Here is a 21,663-nt window from a genome sequence, read left to right as displayed (position 1 = left end):
TGCTGTGTCCGGCGTTTGGAAGATATGAAGACGAACGGCAAATGATCGATGCTTGACAAGATTTCGGCGTAAACGTATGTTTCAAACAACTGTTTGACCGTCACAACAAATCAACACGGTCGTTCATTCCCGGTTACATCAGCAGAGGTTTATCGCTATGCCTGACTACAAGGCCCCCTTGCGTGATATTCGCTTCGTTCGTGACGAACTGCTCGGCTACGAAGCGCACTATCAGAGCCTTCCGGCTTGCGCAGATGCAACTCCGGACATGGTTGATGCCATTCTCGAAGAAGGCGCCAAGTTTTGTGAGCAGGTACTGGCGCCGCTGAACCGCGTGGGCGACACCGAAGGTTGCACCTGGAGCGAGTCCGGCGTTAAAACCCCGACTGGCTTCAAAGAGGCTTACAAGCAATTCGTCGAAGGCGGCTGGCCAAGCCTGGCGCACGACGTCGAGCACGGTGGTCAGGGTCTGCCTGAGTCGCTGGGTCTGGCCGTCAGCGAAATGGTTGGCGAAGCCAACTGGTCGTGGGGTATGTACCCAGGCCTGTCGCACGGCGCGATGAACACCATCTCCGAGCACGGCACCCCTGAGCAGCAAAGTGCTTACCTGACCAAACTGGTTTCGGGTGAATGGACCGGCACCATGTGCCTGACCGAGCCGCACTGCGGCACCGACCTGGGCATGCTGCGTACCAAGGCCGAACCTCAGGCTGACGGTTCGTACAAAGTTTCCGGCACCAAGATCTTCATCTCGGCCGGTGAACACGACATGGCCGACAACATTGTCCACATCGTACTGGCCCGCCTGCCGGATGCACCTGCTGGCACCAAAGGCATTTCCCTGTTCATCGTTCCGAAGTTCATGCCCAATGCTGATGGCACCGTCGGTGCACGCAACGCTGTGACTTGCGGTTCGCTTGAACACAAGATGGGCATCCACGGCAACGCGACCTGCGTGATGAACTTCGACGGCGCAACCGGTTTCCTGATCGGCCCGGCGAACAAAGGCCTGAACTGCATGTTCACCTTTATGAACACCGCTCGTCTGGGGACCGCGCTGCAAGGTCTGGCCCACGCCGAAATCGGTTTCCAGGGCGGCCTGAAATACGCTCGCGATCGCCTGCAAATGCGCTCCCTGACTGGCCCGAAAGCGCCGGAAAAAGCCGCTGACCCGATCATCGTGCACCCTGACGTACGCCGCATGCTGTTGACCATGAAGGCATTCGCCGAAGGCAACCGCGCGATGGTGTACTTCACTGCCAAACAGGTCGACATCGTCAAATACGGTGTAGACGAAGAAGAGAAGAAGAAGGCCGACGCACTGCTGGCCTTCATGACGCCAATCGCCAAAGCGTTCATGACCGAAGTCGGTTTCGAATCCGCCAACCACGGCGTGCAGATCTACGGCGGCCACGGCTTCATCGCCGAGTGGGGCATGGAGCAGAACGTTCGCGACAGCCGCATTTCGATGCTGTACGAAGGCACCACCGGTATCCAGGCACTCGACCTGCTGGGCCGCAAAGTGCTGATGACGCAAGGCGAGGCTCTGAAAAGCTTCACCAAGATCGTCCACAAGTTCTGCCAGACCAACGAAGGCAACGAAGCGGTTCAAGAGTTCGTCACGCCGCTGGCTGCACTGAACAAGGAATGGGGCGAGCTGACCATGAAGGTCGGTATGGCCGCCATGAAAGATCGCGAAGAGGTCGGCGCGGCCTCCGTGGATTACCTCATGTACTCCGGTTATGCCTGCCTGGCCTACTTCTGGGCCGACATGGCGCGTCTGGCTGCCGAGAAACTGGCAGAAGGCACGGGCGACGCAGCGTTCTACACCGCCAAGCTGCAAACTGCGCGCTTCTACTTCCAGCGCATCCTGCCGCGTACCCGTACCCACGTGGCCACTATGCTGTCGGGCGCCAACAACCTGATGGATATGAAAGAAGAAGACTTCGCACTGGGCTACTAAGCCTTAACGCGGTCTGTTGAAAAACCGCTGCTCCCTCGGGGGCAGCGGTTTTTTTATGCGCGAATTTCCTCCGGCCGCGGGTATTTTTGAAAGAAATTCCCGACGTTGCCATCAAGCATGATGGCCATGAAGGAGATTTCATCTCCAAGGGGCAAAAAACCTTGGTCGACGGCTCAGAAATCAGTATTTGCGGCCGTTAAAGAGACTGCATGTGATCTGGATCACAATCTGTGTGCTTAACTGGCCACATTGCAGGCACAATGCCATCTCTTTGCCATGACGGGTCGGAGCTTTACCCTTGCCACGTTCTTCCGCTGTACGTTTCAGCCATTTCCTGCCTTCTCTGCTGTTGTTGCTTGCGGGGTTGGCGGCTGCGTATGTCAAAGACCTCAGCGTGTTCTTCACTTCCCTGTTCAACGTGTTGCCGACTCTGGTCCTGCTGCTGGGTGGCGCTTACTGCGCGGTTTACCGACGCCAGCGCGAACTGTTTCTGATGCTCACGGTGTACATCGCCTACTTTTTGCTCGACACCCAGACCGACTTTTACCGCGACAATGGCAAAGTGCGCGAAGACGCCGCCGTGGTCTTCCATCTCGTCTGCCTGTTGCTGCCCTTGTTGTTCGGTCTGTTTGCTGCGTGGCAGGAGCGCACACACTTGTTTCAGGACATGGTCGCGCGGTTCGCCGTGTTGCTCGCCTTCGGCAGCGTGGCGCTGGGGCTTGAGCAAAGTTACCCACAGGCGTTGCTGATGTGGCTTTCGGAAATTCGCTGGCCGGCGCTGCACGGCGCGTGGATGAGCCTCATCCAGTTGTCGTATCCGGTGTTCATTTCGGCATTCCTGCTGCTGGCCTGGCAATACTGGCGCAATCCGCGTCCACTGCATGCGGCGCAACTGGTCGGTTTGCTCGGGGTGTTCTGGATGCTGCCGAAAACCTTCATCCTGCCGTTTACCCTGAACATCATGTGCAGCCAGGTGATGTTGATGATTGCTGCCGCCGTGGCGCACGAGGCTTATCAAATGGCCTTTCGCGACGAACTCACCGGTTTGCCGGGTCGCCGTGCGCTCAATGAACGCATGCAGCGCTTGGGGCGCAACTATGTGCTGGCAATGAGCGACGTTGACCACTTCAAGAAATTCAACGACACCCACGGACACGATGTCGGTGATCAGGTGCTGCGACTGGTCGCCAGCAAGCTGTCCAAAATCAGCGGAGGCGGTAGGGCATATCGCTATGGCGGTGAGGAATTTGCCTTGGTGTTCGCAGGCAAAACCCTTGAGGAGTGCATGCCGCACCTTGAAGTCATTCGCGAGTCGATTGCGTCCTACAGCATCCAGTTGCGCAATCAGGAAAACCGGCCGAACGACGATCAGCAAGGTCGCCAGCGTCGCGCCGGTTCCGGTGCTTCCAGCGTGTCGGTGACGGTGAGTATCGGCGTCGCTGAGCGGGTGGAGCAGCGCAACCCGGAGCAAGTTCTCAAATCCGCGGACGAGGCGCTTTACAGTGCCAAGGGTGCGGGGCGCAACTGCGTGGTCGCGTTCGGCCAGAACCGCCGTGGCGCGGTGCGCATGGACACTGCTGCGGGTTGAGTGATGACGGCGCATTCAGCGTCTGGACAGTGATTGTGGCGCGTGTTGGCCGGCAGTAGTTTCAAGGAAACCTGCTGACGGAGAAGCCATCATGCCCGAGTACAAAGCCCCGCTGCGCGACATGCGTTTTCTGATCGACCACGTCTTCGACTTCCACACCAACTACGCCGCCCTCGGCGCCCACGACGCCAGCCCGGACATGATCAGCGCGATCCTCGAAGAAGGCGCGAAGTTCTGTGAGAACGTTCTGGCACCGCTCAATCGCAGCGGTGACGAAGAGGGCTGCCATTTCGACAACGGGGTGGTGACAACGCCTACAGGCTTCAAGCAAGCCTTCGCACAATATGTCGAGGGCGGCTGGCATGGTCTGGCGGCAGATCCGGTTTATGGCGGTCAAGGCCTACCCAGCTCCCTGGGGCTAGTGATCAGCGAAATGGTCGGCTCCAGCAACACGTCCTGGGGCGTGTATCCGGGCCTGACTCACGGCGCGATGTCGGCAATCCATGCCCACGGCACCACCGATCAGAAAGACACTTACCTGAGTAAACTCACCGCTGGCCAGTGGACCGGCACAATGTGCCTGACCGAAGCCCACTGCGGCACCGATCTGGGCATCATCAAAACCCGCGCCGTGCCTCAGACTGACGGCAGTTACATGGTCACGGGCAGCAAGATTTTCATCTCTGCCGGTGAGCACGACATGAGCGAAAACATCATCCATCTGGTGTTGGCCAAGCTGCCGGATGCGCCGGCGGGAACAAAGGGCATCTCGTTGTTCATCGTGCCAAAATTCCTCCCGGATGCGTCGGGCGAGGCGGGTGAGCGCAATGGCGTTTCCTGCGGCTCGATCGAACACAAGATGGGCATCAAGGCCTCGGCCACTTGCGTGCTGAACTTCGATAGCGCCAAAGGCTTCTTGATCGGCGAACCGAACAAGGGTCTGAACTGCATGTTCACCATGATGAACCACGCGCGGCTCGGCACTGGAATGCAGGGCTTGTGTCTGGGCGAAGCGAGTTTCCAGGGCGCCATCAAATACGCCAACGACCGCCTGCAGATGCGTTCGCTGACCGGCGCCAAAGCCCCGGACAAACCGGCCGATCCAATCATCGTCCACCCGGACGTGCGACGCATGCTGCTGACCATGAAAGCCTTCAACGAAGGCAACCGCGCGCTGACTTACTTCACCGCGCAACTGCTCGATGTCGCCCATCTAGGCAGCGATGCCGAGGCGCGTCAGGAAGCCGAAGACCTGCTGGCGTTCCTCACGCCGATCTGCAAAGCGTTCATGACCGACTCCGGGCTGGAAGTGACCAATCTCGGCATGCAGATTTTTGGTGGTCACGGTTTCATTCGCGAGTGGGGCATGGAGCAGTTGGTGCGCGATTGCCGCATTGCGCCAATCTACGAAGGCACCAACGGCATTCAGGCGCTCGATCTGCTTGGGCGCAAGGTGCTCGGCAGTCAGGGCAAGCTGCTGCGCGGCTTTACCAAAATCGTCCACAAATTCTGCGCGGCGAACGAGGGGCATCCGCAACTGGGGAGCTTTGTCACGCAGCTCAATGAGCTCAACCAGCAGTGGGGCGATCTGACCATGAAGGTCGCAATGGCGGCCATGAAGAACCCGGACGAGGTCGGCGCTGCGTCGGTGGACTATCTGATGTACAGCGGTTACATCATCCTCGGCTATCTGTGGCTGCGCATGGCGCTGGTGGCGCAAGCGCAACTGGATGCGGGCGAGGGGGAGGCGGATTATCTTCGGGGTAAATTGGCCACTTGCGAGTTTTACTTTAAACGGTTGCTGCCACGCACGGCGGCGCATCGTGCGGCGATTGAGGCGGGGAGTGATTGTTTGATGAAGCTGCCGGCCGAAATGTTTGCGCTTTAAGGTAGATCAAAAGATCGCAGCCTTCGGCAGCTCCACGAGATCGCTTTTTATCTGTGGGAGCTGCCGAAGGCCGCGATATTTTTCTGGTGACTAAAAATAACAAATCAGTCACCGGTTGACCCTATGTGTCGCAAAAGTTGTTGATGTACACTCCGGCTCAACGAGAATACATTCCCACGAATCACCTGTTTAGATCTTGCGAGGTTTGCCATGGCTGACTACAAAGCGCCGCTGCGCGATATGCGCTTCGTCCTCAATGAAGTGTTCGAGGTCGCCAAACTCTGGGCGCAACTGCCGGCGCTGGCCGAGACCGTCGACGCCGAGACTGTTGAAGCGATTCTCGAAGAGGCCGGCAAGGTCACCAGCAAAAGCATCGCGCCGCTGAGCCGTGCCGCTGATGAAGAAGGTTGTCACTGGGCGGACGGTGCCGTCACGACGCCGGCCGGTTTCCCACAGGCTTATCAGACTTACGCCGAGGGCGGTTGGGTTGGCGTTGGTGGCGATCCGCAATACGGCGGCATGGGCATGCCCAAAGCCGTGTCGGCGCAGGTCGAAGAAATGGTCAACTCCGCGAGCCTGTCCTTCGGTCTGTACCCGATGCTGACTGCCGGCGCGTGCCTGTCGATCAACGCCCACGCCAGCGAAGAGCTGAAAGCCACCTACCTGCCGAACATGTACGCCGGCGTCTGGGCCGGTTCGATGTGCCTGACCGAGCCGCATGCCGGCACCGACCTGGGCATCATCCGCACCAAAGCCGAACCTCAGGCCGACGGTTCCTACAAGGTCAGCGGCACCAAGATCTTCATCACCGGTGGTGAACACGATCTCACCGAAAACATCATTCACCTGGTGCTGGCCAAACTGCCGGACGCACCAGCGGGCCCCAAAGGCATCTCGCTGTTCCTCGTGCCGAAGTTCATGGTCAACGCCGATGGCAGCCTGGGCGCGCGCAACCCGGCCAACTGTGGTTCGATCGAACACAAGATGGGCATCCAGGCGTCCGCGACGTGCGTGATGAACTTCGACGAAGCGGTGGGTTATCTGGTCGGCGAGCCGAACAAAGGCCTGGCGGCGATGTTCACCATGATGAACTACGAGCGTCTGGGCGTCGGTATCCAGGGTCTTGCCACTGGCGAGCGCTCCTACCAGAACGCCGTCGAATACGCTCGCGACCGCCTGCAAAGCCGCTCGCCGACGGGCGCGCAAAACAAAGACAAGGTCGCTGACCCGATCATCGTCCACCCGGACGTGCGTCGCATGCTGCTGACCATGAAAGCGTCGAACGAAGGTGGCCGCGCATTCTCCACTTACGTGGCGATGCAACTCGACACCGCCAAATTCAGCGAAGACGCGACGACGCGCAAGCGTGCGGAAGACCTGGTGGCGTTGTTGACGCCGGTTGCCAAGGCGTTCCTCACCGATCTGGGTCTGGAAACCACCGTGCACGGCCAGCAGATTTTCGGCGGCCACGGTTACATCCGCGAGTGGGGCCAGGAGCAACTGGTTCGTGACGTGCGCATCACCCAGATCTACGAAGGCACCAACGGCATTCAGGCGCTGGACCTGGTGGGTCGCAAAATCGTCGGCAGTGGCGGCGCGTTCTATCAACTGTTCGCTGACGAAATCCGCCACTTCACCGCGACTGCCAGTGCAGATCTCGGCGAATTCACCAAGCCGCTGAACGACGCCGTCACAACGCTCGACGAGCTGACTTCGTGGGTGCTGGATCGGGCGAAAAGCAATCCGCACGAAATCGGCGCGGCGTCGGTCGAATATCTGCAGGCGTTTGGTTACGTGGCCTACGCCTACATGTGGGCATTGATGGCCAAAGCCGCGTTGGGCAAAGAAGCGCAGGAAGATTTCTATGCCAGCAAACTCGGCACCGCGCGCTTCTACTTCGCCCGTTTGCTACCGCGCATTCACTCGTTGAGCGCGTCGGTCAAGGCCGGTAGCGAGTCGCTTTACCTGCTGGATGCAGCGCAGTTCTGACCCCGACAGCGTCATGTAAGCAATCGCTTACATGACGTGCTGCTGTTCTCCCATATGCGTAGATTGGATCCACGGCTAATCTACATTTCATGGACGTCGCGCAGGAAGCGCAAAGCAACAACACGGACACGTAGGATTCTGCCAGGGTGGCGGAGTGAAATGGATGTCAGGGAAACAGTCTGCAAAGCCCCGCTTCGGCGGGGTTTTCTTTTGCCTGAAGAAAAGTTTTCAGGTCAGGGAATCCAGTGGTGGCGGGCTTTTGCGCGCTTTTTCATCGCGGCCCATGACCTCTTCCAGCAATGTCTTCAGCAGTGCCAGCGAAGCCTGCTGACGTTGCACGTCGCGACACACCAGCCCGACTTTCAACGGCACCCGTGGCTCGCTCAACGGTTTCCACAGCAGATCTTCATCGTCGTACTCTTTTTGCGAGTGGCCTGGCAGCACCGTCGCCAGTTTGGTGTGCGGCAGACTGTCGAGAATCCCCAGCATATTGTTCAACTCGGCCTGCACTTGCGGGCGACGGCCAAGGCTGGTCAATTGCGCCTGCCAGATCTGGCGGATCTGGAACTCTTCGCCCAGTAACAGCATTGGCAATTCGGCCGCCTGGCGAATCGAAACCTTCTTGAATTCACGCAACGGATGGTCCGCCGGGATGACCAGCGTCAGTTCATCTTCGTACAGCATCACGCCATGCAGCCCTGGCTGACGTGGCGGCAGATAGCTGATGCCGATGTCCAGCGAGCCGTTAAGCAAACGCCGTTCGATCTCCAGCCCGGTCAATTCATAAATTTGCACCACCAGATGCGGTTGCGCCTTGCGCACTCGCTCAAGCATTTGCGGCACCAGACTGGTATGAACGGTTTGCAGCACGCCAATCGCCAAGGTGCGCAAAGCCTGGCCCTTGAAGTTGCCGAGCGCTTCGCGTGCGCGTTGCAGCCCGTCGAGCAATGGCAGCGCGTGGTTGTACAGCGTGTGCGCGGCGAGCGTCGGCAGCAGGCGTTTACTGCTGCGTTCGAACAGGGTGACGTCGAGGTTTTGCTCGAGTTGGCGAATCTGCTGTGACAGCGCGGGTTGGGAGATCGACAGGCGTTCGGCAGCCCGTCCGACATGACCTTCCTCGTAGACCGCGACGAAATAACGCAGTTGTTTGAAATCCATAAGTAATGCTTATCGAAAATGCTGATAAATCGAAATGGCCCGAGGCCGTCAGTGCGCCTAGTCTAACCGCAATCACAAGGCTTACAGGGCCAGAGCGCGCGATGAATAGCTTTTGCTGCGACAGTGTTTGCATAGGCAGTTCAAAAAACCTCGGACGAGGTTTTTTCCAATGAATCTGTTCAATCTGCGGCGCCCTGCGCCAAGCCTCGATGACCTTGTCTTCGATGCCGAGCATTCCGATGCGGATGACAGCCTGAATAGCGATCGCCTGATGCCGAGCGTTGAACGGCCGCAGCAGGTTTTCGTTCGGGGGCAGGGGTCGTGGCTGTGGGACAGCAACGATCGCGCCTACCTCGACTTCTCCCAAGCCGGCGGCGCCAACAGCCTTGGCCACAGTCCTTCAGCGTTAGTCAAAGCCATCGCCGGTCAGGCCCAAGCGTTGATCAACCCCGGGTTCAATCTGCACAACCGCGGCATGCTCAGCCTCGCCGAACGGCTGTGTGCCAGCACCTCCAGCGATCAGGCGTACCTGCTCAACAGCGGCAGCGAAGCCTGCGAGGCGGCGATCAAACTGGCACGCAAGTGGGGTCAACTGCATCGTGGCGGCGCCTCGCGAATCATCGTGGCGAGGCAGGGCTGTCACGGCCGTAGCCTGGCGACGATCTCGGCGTCAGACAGTTGCAACCTGCACAATCGCTTTGCACCGCTGCTGCCGGGTTTCGATCTGGTGCCCTTCAACGATCTTCCGGCGCTGCACGACGCCGTCGACGCGCAAACCGTAGCGATCCTGCTTGAGCCGATCCAGAGCGATGCCGGGGTTGTCCCTGCGGCCGATCGCTATCTCAAAGGTGTCGAACGCCTGTGCCGCGAACTGGGGATTCTGCTGATCCTCGACGAAGTACAAACCGGCATCGGCCGTTGCGGCACCTTGCTTGCCGAACAGTCCTACGGCGTGCGCGCCGACATTGTCGTGCTCGGCAAAGGCTTGGGCGGTGGCGTGCCATTGGCGGCGCTGCTGGCGCGTGGCAAAGCGTGCTGTTTTGACACGGGCGAGCTGGGCGGCACGCACCATGGCAATGCACTCATGACCGCGGCAGGGCTGGTGGTGCTCGACAGCGTTCAGGATCGCGCCTTCCTTCAGCAGGTCCGGGACAACGGTCAGCATCTGCGTGAAGGCCTCGCACGGCTGACGCATCGTTATGATCACGGCGACCTGCGCGGTCAGGGGCTGTTCTGGGGTTTGACCCTGTCGGATGATTCGGCAGATGCCGTAGTCAAAGCAGCGCTGCATGAAGGCCTGATACTCAACGCCCCGCAAGCCGATTGCTTGCGCTTCACCCCGGCACTCACGGTCAGCAAGGCCAACATCGACGAAATGCTCCTGCGCCTGGCCCGGGCCTTCTCCCGAGTGCGCACCGCACAACTGCAATGCCGCAAAGGGATTGCCGTCTGAGCCGAAGCTTCCTACCCGAATTCAAGAACCGTCTCGCGGTATAACGCACGCCCCACGCCTGATTCTTTTGGTGTGGGGCGTTTTTTTGCGTGCGATAGTGGCGAACAAATGGCGGAAGCACTGAACCCTGACGAGCGGCACGGGTCATTAGCGTGTATGGCTCACGTGAGCCAACCCCCAATCAGGAGCTGACCCATGGATTTCATTCGTATCATCATCGCCATTCTGTTGCCGCCACTGGGTGTTTTTCTGCAGGTCGGATTTGGCGGGGCGTTCTGGTTGAACATTCTGCTGACGTTGTGCGGTTACATTCCGGGGATCGTGCACGCGGTTTACATCATCGCCAAGCGCTGAGTTCTGCGGCGCCAGGTAGATCGCTATCGCGAGCGGCCCGCTCCCACATTAGTCTTGGTTGTTCACACTTTGCGTGTACACCAGAACACCTGTGGGAGCTGGCTTGCCAGCGATTGGGGCGACACGGATCCGAGTGATGGAGGTGAATTTCAGTCCGCCAATCCCATCACCCGCCGATAAAACGCCCACTCCCGCTCCAACGCATGCGCCTGATTCACCGCTCGACGAAAGCCGTGGCGTTCGTCGGCGTAGTAGTGCGCCTCGACCGGAATGTCGTTCTGCTCCAGCGCCGTGACCATGTCGCGGGTTTGCTGCGGGACGACGACGGCGTCCAGTTCACCCTGAAAGAAAATCACCGGCACGCGGATGTTGCTCGCGTGCAGCAAGGGTGTGCGGGCAGCGTAGCGTTCGGCGTCCTGTTCGGGATCGCCGATCAGCCAGTCCAGATAATCGCCTTCGAACTTATGCGTCGCCCGGGCAAGGGCGACCGGGTCGCTGACCCCGTAGAGGCTGGCGCCGGCGCGGAACACTTGATGAAAGGCCAGGGCGCACAGGGTCGTGTAGCCGCCAGCGCTGCCGCCACGAATGAACGCGCGTTCACCGTCGATCAGGCCTTGTCTGGCGAGATAGTCGACCACGGCGCAGGCGTCCTCGACATCGACGTCACCCCAACTCAGATGCAACGCCTGCCGATATTCCCGGCCATACCCGCTGCTGCCGCGATAGTTGAGGTCGGCGACCGCGAAGCCGCGTTGCGTCCAGTACTGGATGCGCGGATCGAGCATCGGGTAGCACGCTGAGGTCGGGCCACCATGGATGAACACCACCAGCGGCGGCTTCGTTTCACCGCTCATCGCCGGATAAAAGAACCCGTGAGCCTCGCCAGAACCGCTTGGGTAGCGCAGGGTTTGCGGGCGGCTGATGCGTTCGGCGGCCAGCGGCGCAACGCCGCCGGCCAGCACTGTTACTTTATGGGATGCGCGATCAATGGCGATCACCGCCGAAGGGCTGATTGGCGAGGCTGCGATGCAATAGATGAATCGCTCATCCAGTGCCAGATGCCGGAATCGGCTGTAATCGCCGGTAAGGTCATCGCCATTCATTGCGAGGCGACCGAAACCGCTCTCACTCCAACTGGCCAGATAGCCGTCAGCCAGTGGGAGCCAGGTGCAGCCGCCCATTTGCCACGGCGCTGGCGCGTGATCCGCTTGCACGCTGGGCAATGGCTCGAATCCATCCACTGATTCGACATGAGGCTGCCAAAAGCCAGCGCGGTCGGTCAGACAGTAAAGCTGTCCTTTCGCGTCGAAACGCGGCTGTTGAATCGACTCTTCAATGGCATCGCCCGCCACGCAGCGGGGCGCTGAAAAGCTTTGCCCGGAACGCTCGGCCACCATCAACCGGGTTGACGTCCATGGTTGATGCGGACGGCTCCACTCGATCCACGCCAGCCTTGCGCCATCCGGGCTGATAACCGGTGCGGCATAAAAGTCCGCGCCTTCGGCCAGCAGACGGCGCGTACCATCGGCCAGAGCGATGGCGACCAGTCGGTGCTGATCGCCATTTTCCTCGACTGCCAAAATCTGCCCGTCGGCGAAATTCACATCGCCATACCGGCACTCGCCTGATGTCAGCGCCTCTGGCGAGCCATCCAGCGTTTGCCGGTAAAGCTGCTGGTCCGCCTCATTAACGAAAACCACACCGTCAGGCGTCAGACAAAACGCTCCACCGCCATATTCGTACACCCGACTGCGCACGCTGAAACCCGTGGGTGTCAGACATTTCGCCACGCCGTCGAGCCAGTGCCAGATTCGGCACGCGGCATCTTCCGGGCGATATTCGTTCCAGAACAAACCGTTGGCACCGAGTTGCAGTTCGGCAAAATCCATTCCGGCAGCGACGGCTTGGGCGGCGCTGAAAGGCTCAGCCTTTAGCGATGAGGCGCGAGTTTCGTTCATTGCGAAAGGCCAGTTGTTCGATGGTTTGGGTGGCGTGCTCGGCTTCTTCGCGGGCCGCAAGGATCACACCGTGATGTTCGGATTTGCTGCACACCGGGTCTGCATTGCTTGCATCACCGGTCAGCATGAATGCCTGGCAGCGGCAGCCGCCGAAATCCTTTTCCTTTTCGTCGCAGGAGCGGCACGGCTCTGGCATCCAGTCGTAACCGCGAAAGCGGTTGAAGCCGAACGAGTCGTACCAGATGTGCTGCATGCTGTGGTCGCGCACATTGGGAAATTGTACCGGCATCTGTCGGGCGCCATGACAAGGCAGGGCGGTGCCGTCCGGTGTAACTGTCAGAAAAATACTGCCCCAACCGTTCATGCAGGCTTTCGGGCGTTCTTCATAGTAGTCCGGGGTAACGAAAATCAGCTTGCACGGATGCCCTTCGGCTTCCAGTTTGGCGCGGTATTCGTTGGTGATGCGTTCGGCACGGACCAGTTGCTCTTTGGTCGGCAACAGACCGACACGATTGAGCTGCGCCCAACCGTAGAACTGGCAAGTGGCGAGCTCGACGAAGTCGGCTTCCAGCGCAATGCACAGCTCGATGATGCGGTCGATCTTGTCGATGTTGTGCCGATGAGTGACGAAGTTCAGCACCATCGGATAGCCGTGGGCCTTCACTGCACGGGCCATCTCCAGTTTTTGCGCAAAGGCTTTTTTCGAGCCGGCGAGCAGGTTGTTCACTTGCTCGTCGCTGGCCTGGAAACTGATCTGTATGTGGTCGAGACCGGCCTTCTTGAAGTCGCTGATTTTCTGCTCGGTCAAGCCGATGCCGGAGGTGATCAGGTTGGTGTAAAACCCCAATTTTCGCGCTTCAGCTATCAGCTCGGCGAGGTCCTGGCGCACCAGCGGCTCTCCGCCGGAAAAGCCCAACTGAGCCGCGCCCATCTCCCGTGCTTCGCGGAACACCTTGATCCACTGTTCGGTACTCAGCTCTTTTCCCTGTTCGGCAAAATCCAGTGGATTGGAGCAGTACGGGCATTGCAGCGGGCAGCGATATGTCAGCTCGGCGAGCAGCCACAGCGGCAGGCCGATTTCAGGTTTTGCGGGCAGATCAACCAAGGGTGATCCAGTGTTGCGCACGGGCAACCTCCATGAATTGCTCGATGTCGTCACCGAGTTCGGGTACGCCGGGGAATTGCTCGTCGAGCTTGGCGATGATCGCCGCGACATCCCGTTCACCGTCAATCAAACCACCGATCAGCGCGGCCGTCTCGTTGAGTTTGATCATGCCTTCGGGGTACAGCAGCACGTGGCCTTTTTGCGCCGGTTCGTACTGAAAACGGTAGCCGGGACGCCAGGTCGGGGTCTTGCTGCGGTCGAAACTCATAAGGTGATTCCTTTATGCCAGACGCGTTGCTCAGTCACGCTGTGATACGGCGGGCGGTTCAGTTCGTAGGCCATGCTCATGGCATCGAGCATGCTCCAAAGAATGTCCAGTTTGAACTGGAGAATTTCCAGCATGCGCTCCTGGCCTTCGCGCGTCTTGTAGTGTTCCAGTGTGATTGCCAAGCCGTGCTCGACATCGCGCCGTGCCTGGCCGAGGCGGGTGCGGAAGTACTCGTAGCCGGTCGGGTCGATCCATGGGTAATGCTGCGGCCAACTGTCCAGACGCGACTGATGGATCTGCGGCGCGAACAGTTCGGTCAGTGAGCTGCTGGCGGCTTCCTGCCAACTGGCGCGGCGGGCGAAGTTAACGTAGGCATCGACGGCGAAACGTACGCCAGGCAACACCAGTTCCTGCGAACGCAGTTGATCCGGGTCGAGGCCTACAGCCTGGCCGAGCCGCAGCCAGGCTTCGATACCGCCGTCTTCACCGGGAGCGCCGTCATGGTCGAGCAAGCGCTGTATCCACTCGCGGCGGATTTCACGATCCGGGCAATTGGCGAGGATCGCGGCGTCTTTCAGGGGGATGTTCACCTGATAGTAGAAGCGGTTGGCGACCCAGCCCTGAATTTGCTCGCGGTTGGCGCGGCCTTCGTACATCGCCACATGGTACGGATGGTAGATGTGGTAGTAAGCGCCCTTGGCGCGCAGGGCCGCTTCGAATTCGGCGGGGGACAGCGGGGTGTCGGTCATTGCGGTTCTCCGGGGAACAACCGTTGGAATCCTGGGTATCTGGTTGGACTTCATCGCTGGCAAGCCAGCTCCCATAGATTTTGCGTACGCCACAGAACCTTGTGGGAGCTGGCTTGCCAGCGATGAGGCCATCAGCTACAGCACAATACTCATGCCATCGAAAGCCACTTCAACATCACGCCGCGCCAGTTCTGCGCGCTCCGGCGAATCCTCATCGAGAATCGGGTTGGTGTTGTTGATGTGGATAAGCACTTTGCGCTGTTCGGACAATTGCTCCAGCACTTCGAGCATGCCGCCGGGGCCGTTCTGCGCCAAGTGGCCCATCTCGCGCCCGGTGCGGGTGCCAACGCCACGGCGCTGCATTTCATCGTCATCCCACATCGTGCCATCCACCAGCAGGCAATCGCTGCCAGCCATGATTTCCAGCAGCGGCGCATCCACCTTGCCTAAGCCCGGCGCGTAAAACAGTTTGCCGCCGGTATTCAGGTCTTCGACGATCAAGCCGATGTTGTCGCCTGGGTGCGGATCGAAGCGGTGCGGCGAATAGGGCGGCGCGGCGCTGCGCAATGGCAGCGGGGTGAAGCGCAGGTTCGGGCACGCGGCAACGGTGAAGCTCTGGTCGAGCTCAATGCGGTTCCAGTCCAACCCACCGTTCCAGTGGGTGAGCATCTTGAACAGCGGAAATCCTGTGCTGAGGTCTTCGTGAACCATGTCGGTGCACCATACCTGATGCGGGCAGCCTTCGCGCAGACTGAGCAGGCCAGTGGTGTGGTCGATCTGGCTGTCCATCAGGATGATGGCGCTGATGCCGGTATCGCGCAGGGCGCGGCCCGGTTGCATCGGGGCAAAGCTTTGCAACTGCGCGCGGATGTCCGGCGAGGCGTTGCACAGCACCCAGTTCACGCCGTCATCGGAAATCGCGATCGACGATTGGGTGCGGGCCTTGGCATTCAGGCTGCCGTCGCGAAAACCTGCGCAGTTGACGCAATTGCAATTCCACTGCGGAAATCCGCCACCGGCGGCCGAACCCAGAATCTGGACGAACATGAACGCTCCATCATTTCAACGCTGAAAATAAAACGCCCCGGCGAACCGAGGCGTTGCACTGCAATTCTGTCGAGGCAGAACTCAGCGGCTGGCGAAGTACATGGTGACTTCGAAGCCGATACGCAGGTCGGTGTAAGCAGGTTTTGTCCAGGACATAGGGTTACTCCTCAGGTGGTGGATGGGATAGCGCTGTCCATAGGTATAGTCCACGGCAGCGCAGGGATGTTCCAAATAGTTAGGCGGCTATGTTACTCAAAATTTCAACGTGATTGCCCGTGAATATTCGATAAAGCTCGTTGCAGCCTCGGTAATGATCACTTTGTCGCTTGCCACGGCGCGCCGAGCGGCGAATCGCTGGCGAGGCACAGCCAGCCACCCTCGGCGCGGTTCAGTCGTTGCGCGGCGGCCAGCAATGCTGGGCGTTCCAGGGAATCGATCGCGCTGACCAGTTGCGGCAGATAATCCGACGAGTGGCCGGCAAGTCTGGACTGCCACAGCAGTTCGGCGACATCTTTGGTCGATAGATTTTCGTCGCTGAATTGATCGGCGAGGTTCTGCCGTTGCTGGACGAGGTCAGTCGCATCGATGAGCGAAGGAAGCGCTTCAATAAACTGTTGAATATGGCGGAGCAACTCCACCGGTGCGAACGTCGGCGATTGCACGCCGAACAGCAGCCCGGTCTGTCCGTGCATCTGCCGCACGGCACTGAACACCGCGTAACCCAACTGCAACTCGACCCGCAGGCGTTGGTAGAACGGCGTTTGGCACAACTGCGCGAGCAGGCGCCAAGCGGCTTCATCAGCGACATCGCGACTGGCCGTTGGGCAGAACAGCAACAACGCGTGTTCGCTGGACGCGGTGTCGATGTGGCGCCACAGGTGTTGGCCATTGATCGCCGACGGAGCCGGTATTTGATTATCGGGTGTGCCGGGGATGCGGCTCAGGGCCAGGCCCATGGCTGATTGGGTTTGCGCACCGAGGCCCAAGGCCAGGCCATCCCAGCGAGAAGTTGTCCACAGGTGCCGAGCATTGTCGGATGTCTCTACAGAGGCCGAACATTGTTCAGGCAATGCCTTGAGCAATTGGCGGATCGGTAGCAACGGCGTTTCCGGCTCACCTCGCGCGGAATTGGCGTCCACTTGCGTCAGGCATTTCAGCGCATGCCCCAGGACGATCGGCATTGGTTCTTGCAGACCGGTCAGTTTCAGCAGCCATTGATTGCCGGTTGTGCTGAATGACAACTCCACCCCGGCCTGACGGGCGTCGTCCTGAGTTTCCCGCAGGCTGCCCTGCAGTTGCGCCTGCAGGCCAGCGGTGGCTGCCGCTTCCATCTGCCAGCGCAGATAAATCGCGCCTTGATCACCGTTGTCCGGCAATGCCTGGCTGAAGTGCATCGGCGAGCGCTCGCGACGGCCGCGCGAACGATCCTGCGCGAACGTGCGCAGACCTCGGTGAGCGCTGGTTTGTCCGCGGATCAGTCCGGCGTTGGCGACCGGTTCGTTGGCGCGCAAAAACGGATTGGCAGTCGGCAAACGCCAATGGGCGCTGAAGTTATCCACAGTGCCGATCTCGCCAAGGATATGTTTGAGGGCAGCAACGCCGGTTGCGCTCAGGCCTGTTTCCAATTGTTCGCTGTCGAGCCGCGCCCGTTGCAATGCGCCGCTGACTTGCTGCTGACGCGCAAGCATGGCTGCGTATTCTTCACGCAGCGGCGTCCAGTCCTGCTGCGCGAAGAAGCTCAGCCAGTCCCGCACCTGTTCGCCAATGCTGCTCAGCGATTCGGAGGATGTATTGAACGCCAGATGCAGCAAGGCTTGGTCAGCAAACTGATAGAGCGGCGCCGCTTTCAAGCTGTCAGCCAAGCTCTGCTGCTGCAAATACGCAAGCAATCCTCCGGGCTTGGCGCTGTTCAACGAGTGGCAAAGAAACGCCAACGCTTGAGCGGATGAATCAGGCAAGGCGTCGAATGCAAACAGCAGATTGCACTGGCGTTCGGCGACCTGTTGATAACTTTTCACCTTTAACGGTGGCGGCGCGGCTTGCACAACGTTATCCCCAGCCGGCAACGCCGCCGCGAACGTTTCCGCCAACTCGCGCAGCTGTTCGAGGCTTTGCGGCCCAACCAGGCTCAAGGTCATTTGCCCGGTGCGATAGAACTGCTGATGAAAGTCTGTCAGAGCCTTTTGAAACTCCGGCTGCTCGACCTGGAGAGTGTCCCGATTGCCAGCATGAAAGCCGCGCAATGGATGATCAGCCGGTAAACCTTCGTACAACGCAAACTGCTGCTGCGCCGTCGGATCTTGTGACCAGGCGACAAATTCCGCCTGTAACACTTCCCGTTCCCGCAATTGATCGTCCGGATTCATACGCGGCTGAGCGAGCATGTCTGACAGACGCTCAAGCCCGGCACTGAATGACTGCCTCGGCAACTCAAAGAAAAAATCGGTAGTGCGCTCGCGAGTGCTGGCATTCACCTGCCCGCCATGACGCTGCACGTAGGCCATCAGCCCTTCGCTCGCGGGAAAACGCTCAGTGCCGAGAAACAGCAAATGCTCAAGAAAATGCGCCAGTCCCGGCCACGCCAGCGGCACGTCATGACTGCCTGCGGCCACCCGCAGTGCGGCAGCGCTGCGCTTCAGGCCAGGCACATGACGCAGGGTCACGCGCAAGCCGTTGGCCAGGGTTTCAGTGTGGGGGCGGGGGTGAGTCGGCGCAGGCATGGGCACTTCCAGAACAGTGAAGTGCCAATGCTAGCGGATTAGCGCTTGTTGAGCGCGCCGTAAAGTTCAGGCCGACGATCACTGAGATAGTGATTGGCCTTGCGGGAGTCGACCATTAACTGCCGATCCAGCTCGCCGACGATCAACGCTTCGTCCAGGCCGGCCTGAGCAATACGACTGCCGTCCGGCGCGGCGATGCTGCTTTGTCCGCAATAATGGATGTCGCCCTCATGGCCGCAGTAGTTGGCGTAGGCCACGTAGCACTGGTTTTCGAAGGCGCGGGCGCGGACGGTGACATCGGCAACGAAATCGAACGGGATCATGTTCGCCGTCGGCACCAGAATCAGCTCGGCGCCGGCGAGGGCAAGTCGTCGGGCGTTCTCCGGGAATTCGAGGTCGTAGCAGATCAGGAAACCGAGCTTCCAGCCGTTGAGTTCCACCACAGGAACCTCGTCTCCACCTGCGCTGAACATCGACCGGTCAAGATCCCCGAACAGATGGGTCTTGCGGTAATTGCACCGGCGCTCGCCGTGGGAATCGATCAGCTGCACGGCGTTGTAGATCTGACCGTCGGCAGTGCGCTCGGGATAACCGTAGACGATCGCCAGGCCAGCGGTTTTGGCGATCCGGCCGATCTGCTGCGCCCATTCACCGTTGTAGACCTCGGCCAATGTGCTGACCGCCTCGGCGCCAATGTTGTAGCCGGTCATGAACATTTCCGGCAGCACCAACAGGTCGGCGCCTTTGGCCTCCATCGCCAGTTGATGCAGGCGCTGGAGGTTGGCGGCGGGGTCCAGTGGCAGCGGTGGACATTGGTAAAGGGCTACACGCATCAGGAATTCCTCTTACTCGGGCAGGGCGATAGGGCCGATGTCTTTGAACACATCACCCGGGCCTGGGTTCTCTTTATGTGTGGCGCCGCCGAAATGTTTGATGATCCCCCATACTGCGTTGAGCGAAGTCTGCACCGCGCCTTCAACCCACGCAGGCGTCCACGACACATCGTCACCGGCGATGAAGATCCCACGCTGCTCGGCCGGCATGTCGTCCTGCATGAAGTGCGCGTACATGCGCTGGTTATAGCGATAGTGGCCGGGCAGAGCGCCCTTGAACGCGCCGAGAAAGTACGGATCAGCCTCCCACGACACGGTGATCGGATCGCCGATGATGCGCGCGGCAATGTCGACTTTCGGGTAGATCTTCTTCAGCGCATTCAGCGCCAGCTCTACACGTTTTTCTACCGGGTGCGGGAGCATTTTCAACGCGTCGCTCATCCACGAGTACGACAGGCAGATCACGCCAGGCTTGTCGTCGCCGTTGTCGAACAGATAGGTGCCACGGGTCAGGCGATCGGTGAGGGTCATGCTCATCAGATCGCGACCGGTTTCAGGGTCCTTGTCCTTCCAGAACGGCCGGTCGACCATCACGAAAGTCTTCGACGACTGCATATAGCGCGTGCGGTCGAGCGCCATCCACATCTTTTGCGAGAACAGCGTTTCGTCGCATTCGATCTGGGTGGTCAGCAGCCAGCTCTGGCAAGTGGTCAGGACCGCGGCGTATTCGCGGGTGTCGCCGTTGTTGTCGGTGACAGCAAAACGACCATCGGCAGCATGGGCGATTTTTTTCACGCCTGAACGCGGGGCGCCCCGGTGCAGGGATTTCAGGCTGGTGCCTTCTGGCCAGTGAACGCAACGTTCCGGCACATGACGCCAAATGCCTTGCGGCACTTGTTCCACACCGCCGACCACCAAGTGCTGGTGATCGTCGCAGTTGGTCATTACCACGCGGAAAATTTCCAGCATCGAGTTAGGGAAGTCCGAATCCCATCCACCCGTGCCGAAACCGACCTGGCCGAACACTTCGCGATGATGGAACGACAGTTTGGCGAAGGCCTCGGAGGTGGCAACGAAATCGTAGAACGTGCGGTCGTCCCACAGCGGCACCAGGGTGTTCCACAGTTCTTTGAGGCGCGGCACATCACGGTCGCGGATGGCTTGCTGGATATCGGCGAATTGCGAACCGGCTTCCAGCGCGTCCGCCCAGGCGTCAGCCACTTCCTGGAACAGCGCAGGAAGATCCTTCAAGCTTTGTGCGTAATGGGTTTTGCCTTCCAGATCGATCACTGTGCTGCCGGACGCCGGTGTCAGCGGGTTCGGGAACGGTTTGGTCTCCAGACCCAACTTGTCGACGTAGTGGTAGAACGCGGTGGAAGATACCGGGAAACGCATGCCGCCGAGCTCAGCGACAATACCGTCAGTGCCGTTGAACGCCTGCGAGCGCAGGCGCCCACCCAGTTTCGACGCCTCGTAAACCACCGGTTTCAGGCCCAGCTTCATCAATTCGTAAGCGGCCACAAGACCTGCGATGCCGGCGCCGACAATCGCCACTTCAGCGCCATGATTTTGCACCGGGATGCTACCGAGTCCGGCCGGGTGTTCGATCCAGTCGTCGAAGGCGAAAGGAAAGTCCGGACCGAAAATGGTGATGGGCTTTTTACCGTCTGCAGGATGGCGATTGTTCTTGTTCATGGCTGACCTTGCTGGCGACCCGACGCGGAATGCGCGTCTGAGTATAGGAAAAGATGCCAGCCATTCTAGGGAGCGTAGAACACGTTAATAAGACGCAAAGTGTCGTCGTTTTGCCAGTTTCCTGTTCAAAATGACGATCTTAAGCTTCACTCTGTTCCCTGTGGGAGCGAGTTTGCCCGCGACTAGGCCCTATCTGACATCCTGGATCTCAATGCCTGCAATCAGACCGGCTGACCCCGATCAATCTTGCTGCTCAAGATAATCGACGTCGTGGTCTTCTCAACCCCATCCACACTGCCAATCTGATCCAGCAACTGATCCAGCTGCTCCGGCGAGTCCGTGCGCAACCACGCCACATAATCAAATTCGCCACTCACCGCACACAGCTGCTGCACCTGCGCCATCGCACTCAAGCGGCGCAACACCTCTTTGCCGGAGCGCGGCTGAACCTTGATCCCGACATACGCCTGCAAACCGCCATCGACTACCCGCTGCCCCAGGCGTACGCCGTAACCGGTGATCACCTTGGCTTTTTCCAGCCGCGCCAATCGTGACGTCACCGTGGTGCGGGCAATCCCCAACTGTCGGGCGAGCATGGCCACGCTTTCGCGGGCATTGATTTGCAGGGCTGCAATCAGCTGGCGGTCGATTTCGTCAAGCACGGGCGGGCGGATGTCGGGCAAGGGGGGCTCCATTGGTGCGGATCGTTGATCAGCGCATGTTACAGGCGATGAAGCTTGCCAAGACTGAAAACACCAAACCATCACCCAAGAAAAAGCCGCGCATTTGCGCGGCTTTCAAATTGGTGGGCCCACACGGACTTGAACCGTGGACCAAAGGATTATGAGTCCTCTGCTCTAACCAACTGAGCTATAGGCCCTCAGTAAGCCGCGGA

General features: G+C 59.6%; 17 protein-coding genes and 1 tRNA gene. 6 read left to right on the top strand and 12 right to left on the bottom strand.

Features of this window, described 5'->3' with window-relative positions; all coding sequences use genetic code 11:
- Positions 1-157: 157 nt before the first annotated feature.
- The 4 genes from H8B20_RS09750 (at position 158) to H8B20_RS09735 (ending at position 7,428) form a co-directional block, all read left to right on the top strand.
- Entirely contained in the window at positions 158-1,963 is a 1,806-nt protein-coding gene (locus H8B20_RS09750) for an acyl-CoA dehydrogenase C-terminal domain-containing protein (protein ID WP_210623020.1), read from the top strand.
- 298 nt (positions 1,964-2,261) lie between these two features.
- Positions 2,262-3,551, top strand: coding sequence for a GGDEF domain-containing protein (locus H8B20_RS09745; RefSeq protein ID WP_042561413.1), 1,290 nt, complete (start codon positions 2,262-2,264; stop codon positions 3,549-3,551).
- Between the two features lie 91 nt (positions 3,552-3,642).
- A complete protein-coding gene (locus tag H8B20_RS09740; protein ID WP_210623019.1) occupies positions 3,643-5,439 on the top strand; it encodes an acyl-CoA dehydrogenase C-terminal domain-containing protein in 1,797 nt (598 codons plus the stop codon).
- A 210-nt stretch (positions 5,440-5,649) separates the two neighbouring features.
- Positions 5,650-7,428: an acyl-CoA dehydrogenase C-terminal domain-containing protein gene (locus tag H8B20_RS09735; protein ID WP_210623018.1), complete on the top strand. Its 1,779-nt coding sequence runs from the start codon at positions 5,650-5,652 to the stop codon at positions 7,426-7,428.
- A 228-nt stretch (positions 7,429-7,656) separates the two neighbouring features.
- On the opposite strand, the gene H8B20_RS09730 is transcribed toward H8B20_RS09735, so the two are convergent.
- Positions 7,657-8,586 (bottom strand): LysR family transcriptional regulator, encoded by a 930-nt coding sequence (locus H8B20_RS09730; RefSeq protein WP_210623017.1) that lies wholly within the window; start codon positions 8,584-8,586, stop codon positions 7,657-7,659.
- 169 nt (positions 8,587-8,755) lie between these two features.
- On the opposite strand from H8B20_RS09730, the gene H8B20_RS09725 reads away from it, so the two are divergent.
- Positions 8,756-10,039 (top strand): aspartate aminotransferase family protein, encoded by a 1,284-nt coding sequence (locus H8B20_RS09725; RefSeq protein ID WP_210623016.1) that lies wholly within the window; start codon positions 8,756-8,758, stop codon positions 10,037-10,039.
- Between the two features lie 195 nt (positions 10,040-10,234).
- Positions 10,235-10,393 (top strand): YqaE/Pmp3 family membrane protein, encoded by a 159-nt coding sequence (locus H8B20_RS09720; protein WP_003228885.1) that lies wholly within the window; start codon positions 10,235-10,237, stop codon positions 10,391-10,393.
- Positions 10,394-10,542: 149 nt separating this feature from the next.
- Here H8B20_RS09720 and H8B20_RS09715 read toward each other — a convergent pair whose 3' ends face one another.
- From H8B20_RS09715 to H8B20_RS09665, 11 genes are all read right to left on the bottom strand, one after another.
- Complete coding sequence (locus H8B20_RS09715) at positions 10,543-12,351, bottom strand: S9 family peptidase (RefSeq protein WP_210623015.1); 1,809 nt, start codon at positions 12,349-12,351, stop codon at positions 10,543-10,545.
- Positions 12,317-13,477, bottom strand: coding sequence for a pyrroloquinoline quinone biosynthesis protein PqqE (gene pqqE, locus H8B20_RS09710; RefSeq protein WP_042561407.1), 1,161 nt, complete (start codon positions 13,475-13,477; stop codon positions 12,317-12,319). The genes H8B20_RS09715 and pqqE overlap by 35 nt, the downstream gene beginning before the upstream one ends.
- Positions 13,449-13,724, bottom strand: a complete 276-nt coding sequence (pqqD, locus tag H8B20_RS09705; protein ID WP_042561406.1) for a pyrroloquinoline quinone biosynthesis peptide chaperone PqqD — start codon at positions 13,722-13,724, stop codon at positions 13,449-13,451. Before pqqD ends, pqqE begins: the two co-directional genes overlap by 29 nt.
- The gene (pqqC, locus tag H8B20_RS09700; protein ID WP_210623014.1) at positions 13,721-14,473 is read right to left on the bottom strand and encodes a pyrroloquinoline-quinone synthase PqqC; all 753 of its coding nucleotides are present in this window, start codon (positions 14,471-14,473) and stop codon (positions 13,721-13,723) included. The genes pqqD and pqqC overlap by 4 nt, the downstream gene beginning before the upstream one ends.
- A 135-nt stretch (positions 14,474-14,608) precedes the next feature.
- Positions 14,609-15,520 carry a pyrroloquinoline quinone biosynthesis protein PqqB gene (gene pqqB / locus H8B20_RS09695; protein WP_210623013.1) on the bottom strand — a complete coding sequence of 304 codons (912 nt, stop codon included), beginning with the start codon at positions 15,518-15,520 and terminating at the stop codon, positions 14,609-14,611.
- Positions 15,521-15,601: 81 nt separating this feature from the next.
- Positions 15,602-15,676, bottom strand: coding sequence for a pyrroloquinoline quinone precursor peptide PqqA (gene pqqA, locus H8B20_RS09690; RefSeq protein ID WP_003422658.1), 75 nt, complete (start codon positions 15,674-15,676; stop codon positions 15,602-15,604).
- Between the two features lie 158 nt (positions 15,677-15,834).
- Complete coding sequence (gene pqqF, locus H8B20_RS09685) at positions 15,835-18,240, bottom strand: pyrroloquinoline quinone biosynthesis protein PqqF (RefSeq protein ID WP_210623012.1); 2,406 nt, start codon at positions 18,238-18,240, stop codon at positions 15,835-15,837.
- 38 nt (positions 18,241-18,278) lie between these two features.
- On the bottom strand, positions 18,279-19,073 hold the full coding sequence (locus H8B20_RS09680) for a carbon-nitrogen hydrolase family protein (RefSeq protein ID WP_210623011.1): 795 nt from the start codon (positions 19,071-19,073) through the stop codon (positions 18,279-18,281).
- 12 nt (positions 19,074-19,085) lie between these two features.
- Positions 19,086-20,768 (bottom strand): flavin monoamine oxidase family protein, encoded by a 1,683-nt coding sequence (locus H8B20_RS09675; protein ID WP_042561400.1) that lies wholly within the window; start codon positions 20,766-20,768, stop codon positions 19,086-19,088.
- Between the two features lie 221 nt (positions 20,769-20,989).
- Positions 20,990-21,451 carry an Lrp/AsnC family transcriptional regulator gene (locus H8B20_RS09670; protein WP_007910086.1) on the bottom strand — a complete coding sequence of 154 codons (462 nt, stop codon included), beginning with the start codon at positions 21,449-21,451 and terminating at the stop codon, positions 20,990-20,992.
- Between the two features lie 120 nt (positions 21,452-21,571).
- Positions 21,572-21,648, bottom strand: a tRNA-Ile gene (locus tag H8B20_RS09665).
- Positions 21,649-21,663: the final 15 nt, after the last annotated feature.

This window comes from Pseudomonas sp. P42, from assembly GCF_017973755.1.
GTDB classification, from domain to species: Bacteria; Pseudomonadota; Gammaproteobacteria; order Pseudomonadales; family Pseudomonadaceae; genus Aquipseudomonas; species Aquipseudomonas iridis.
Note: the sequence above shows the minus strand (reverse complement) of the source record. Positions and strands in the feature narration are given on the sequence as shown.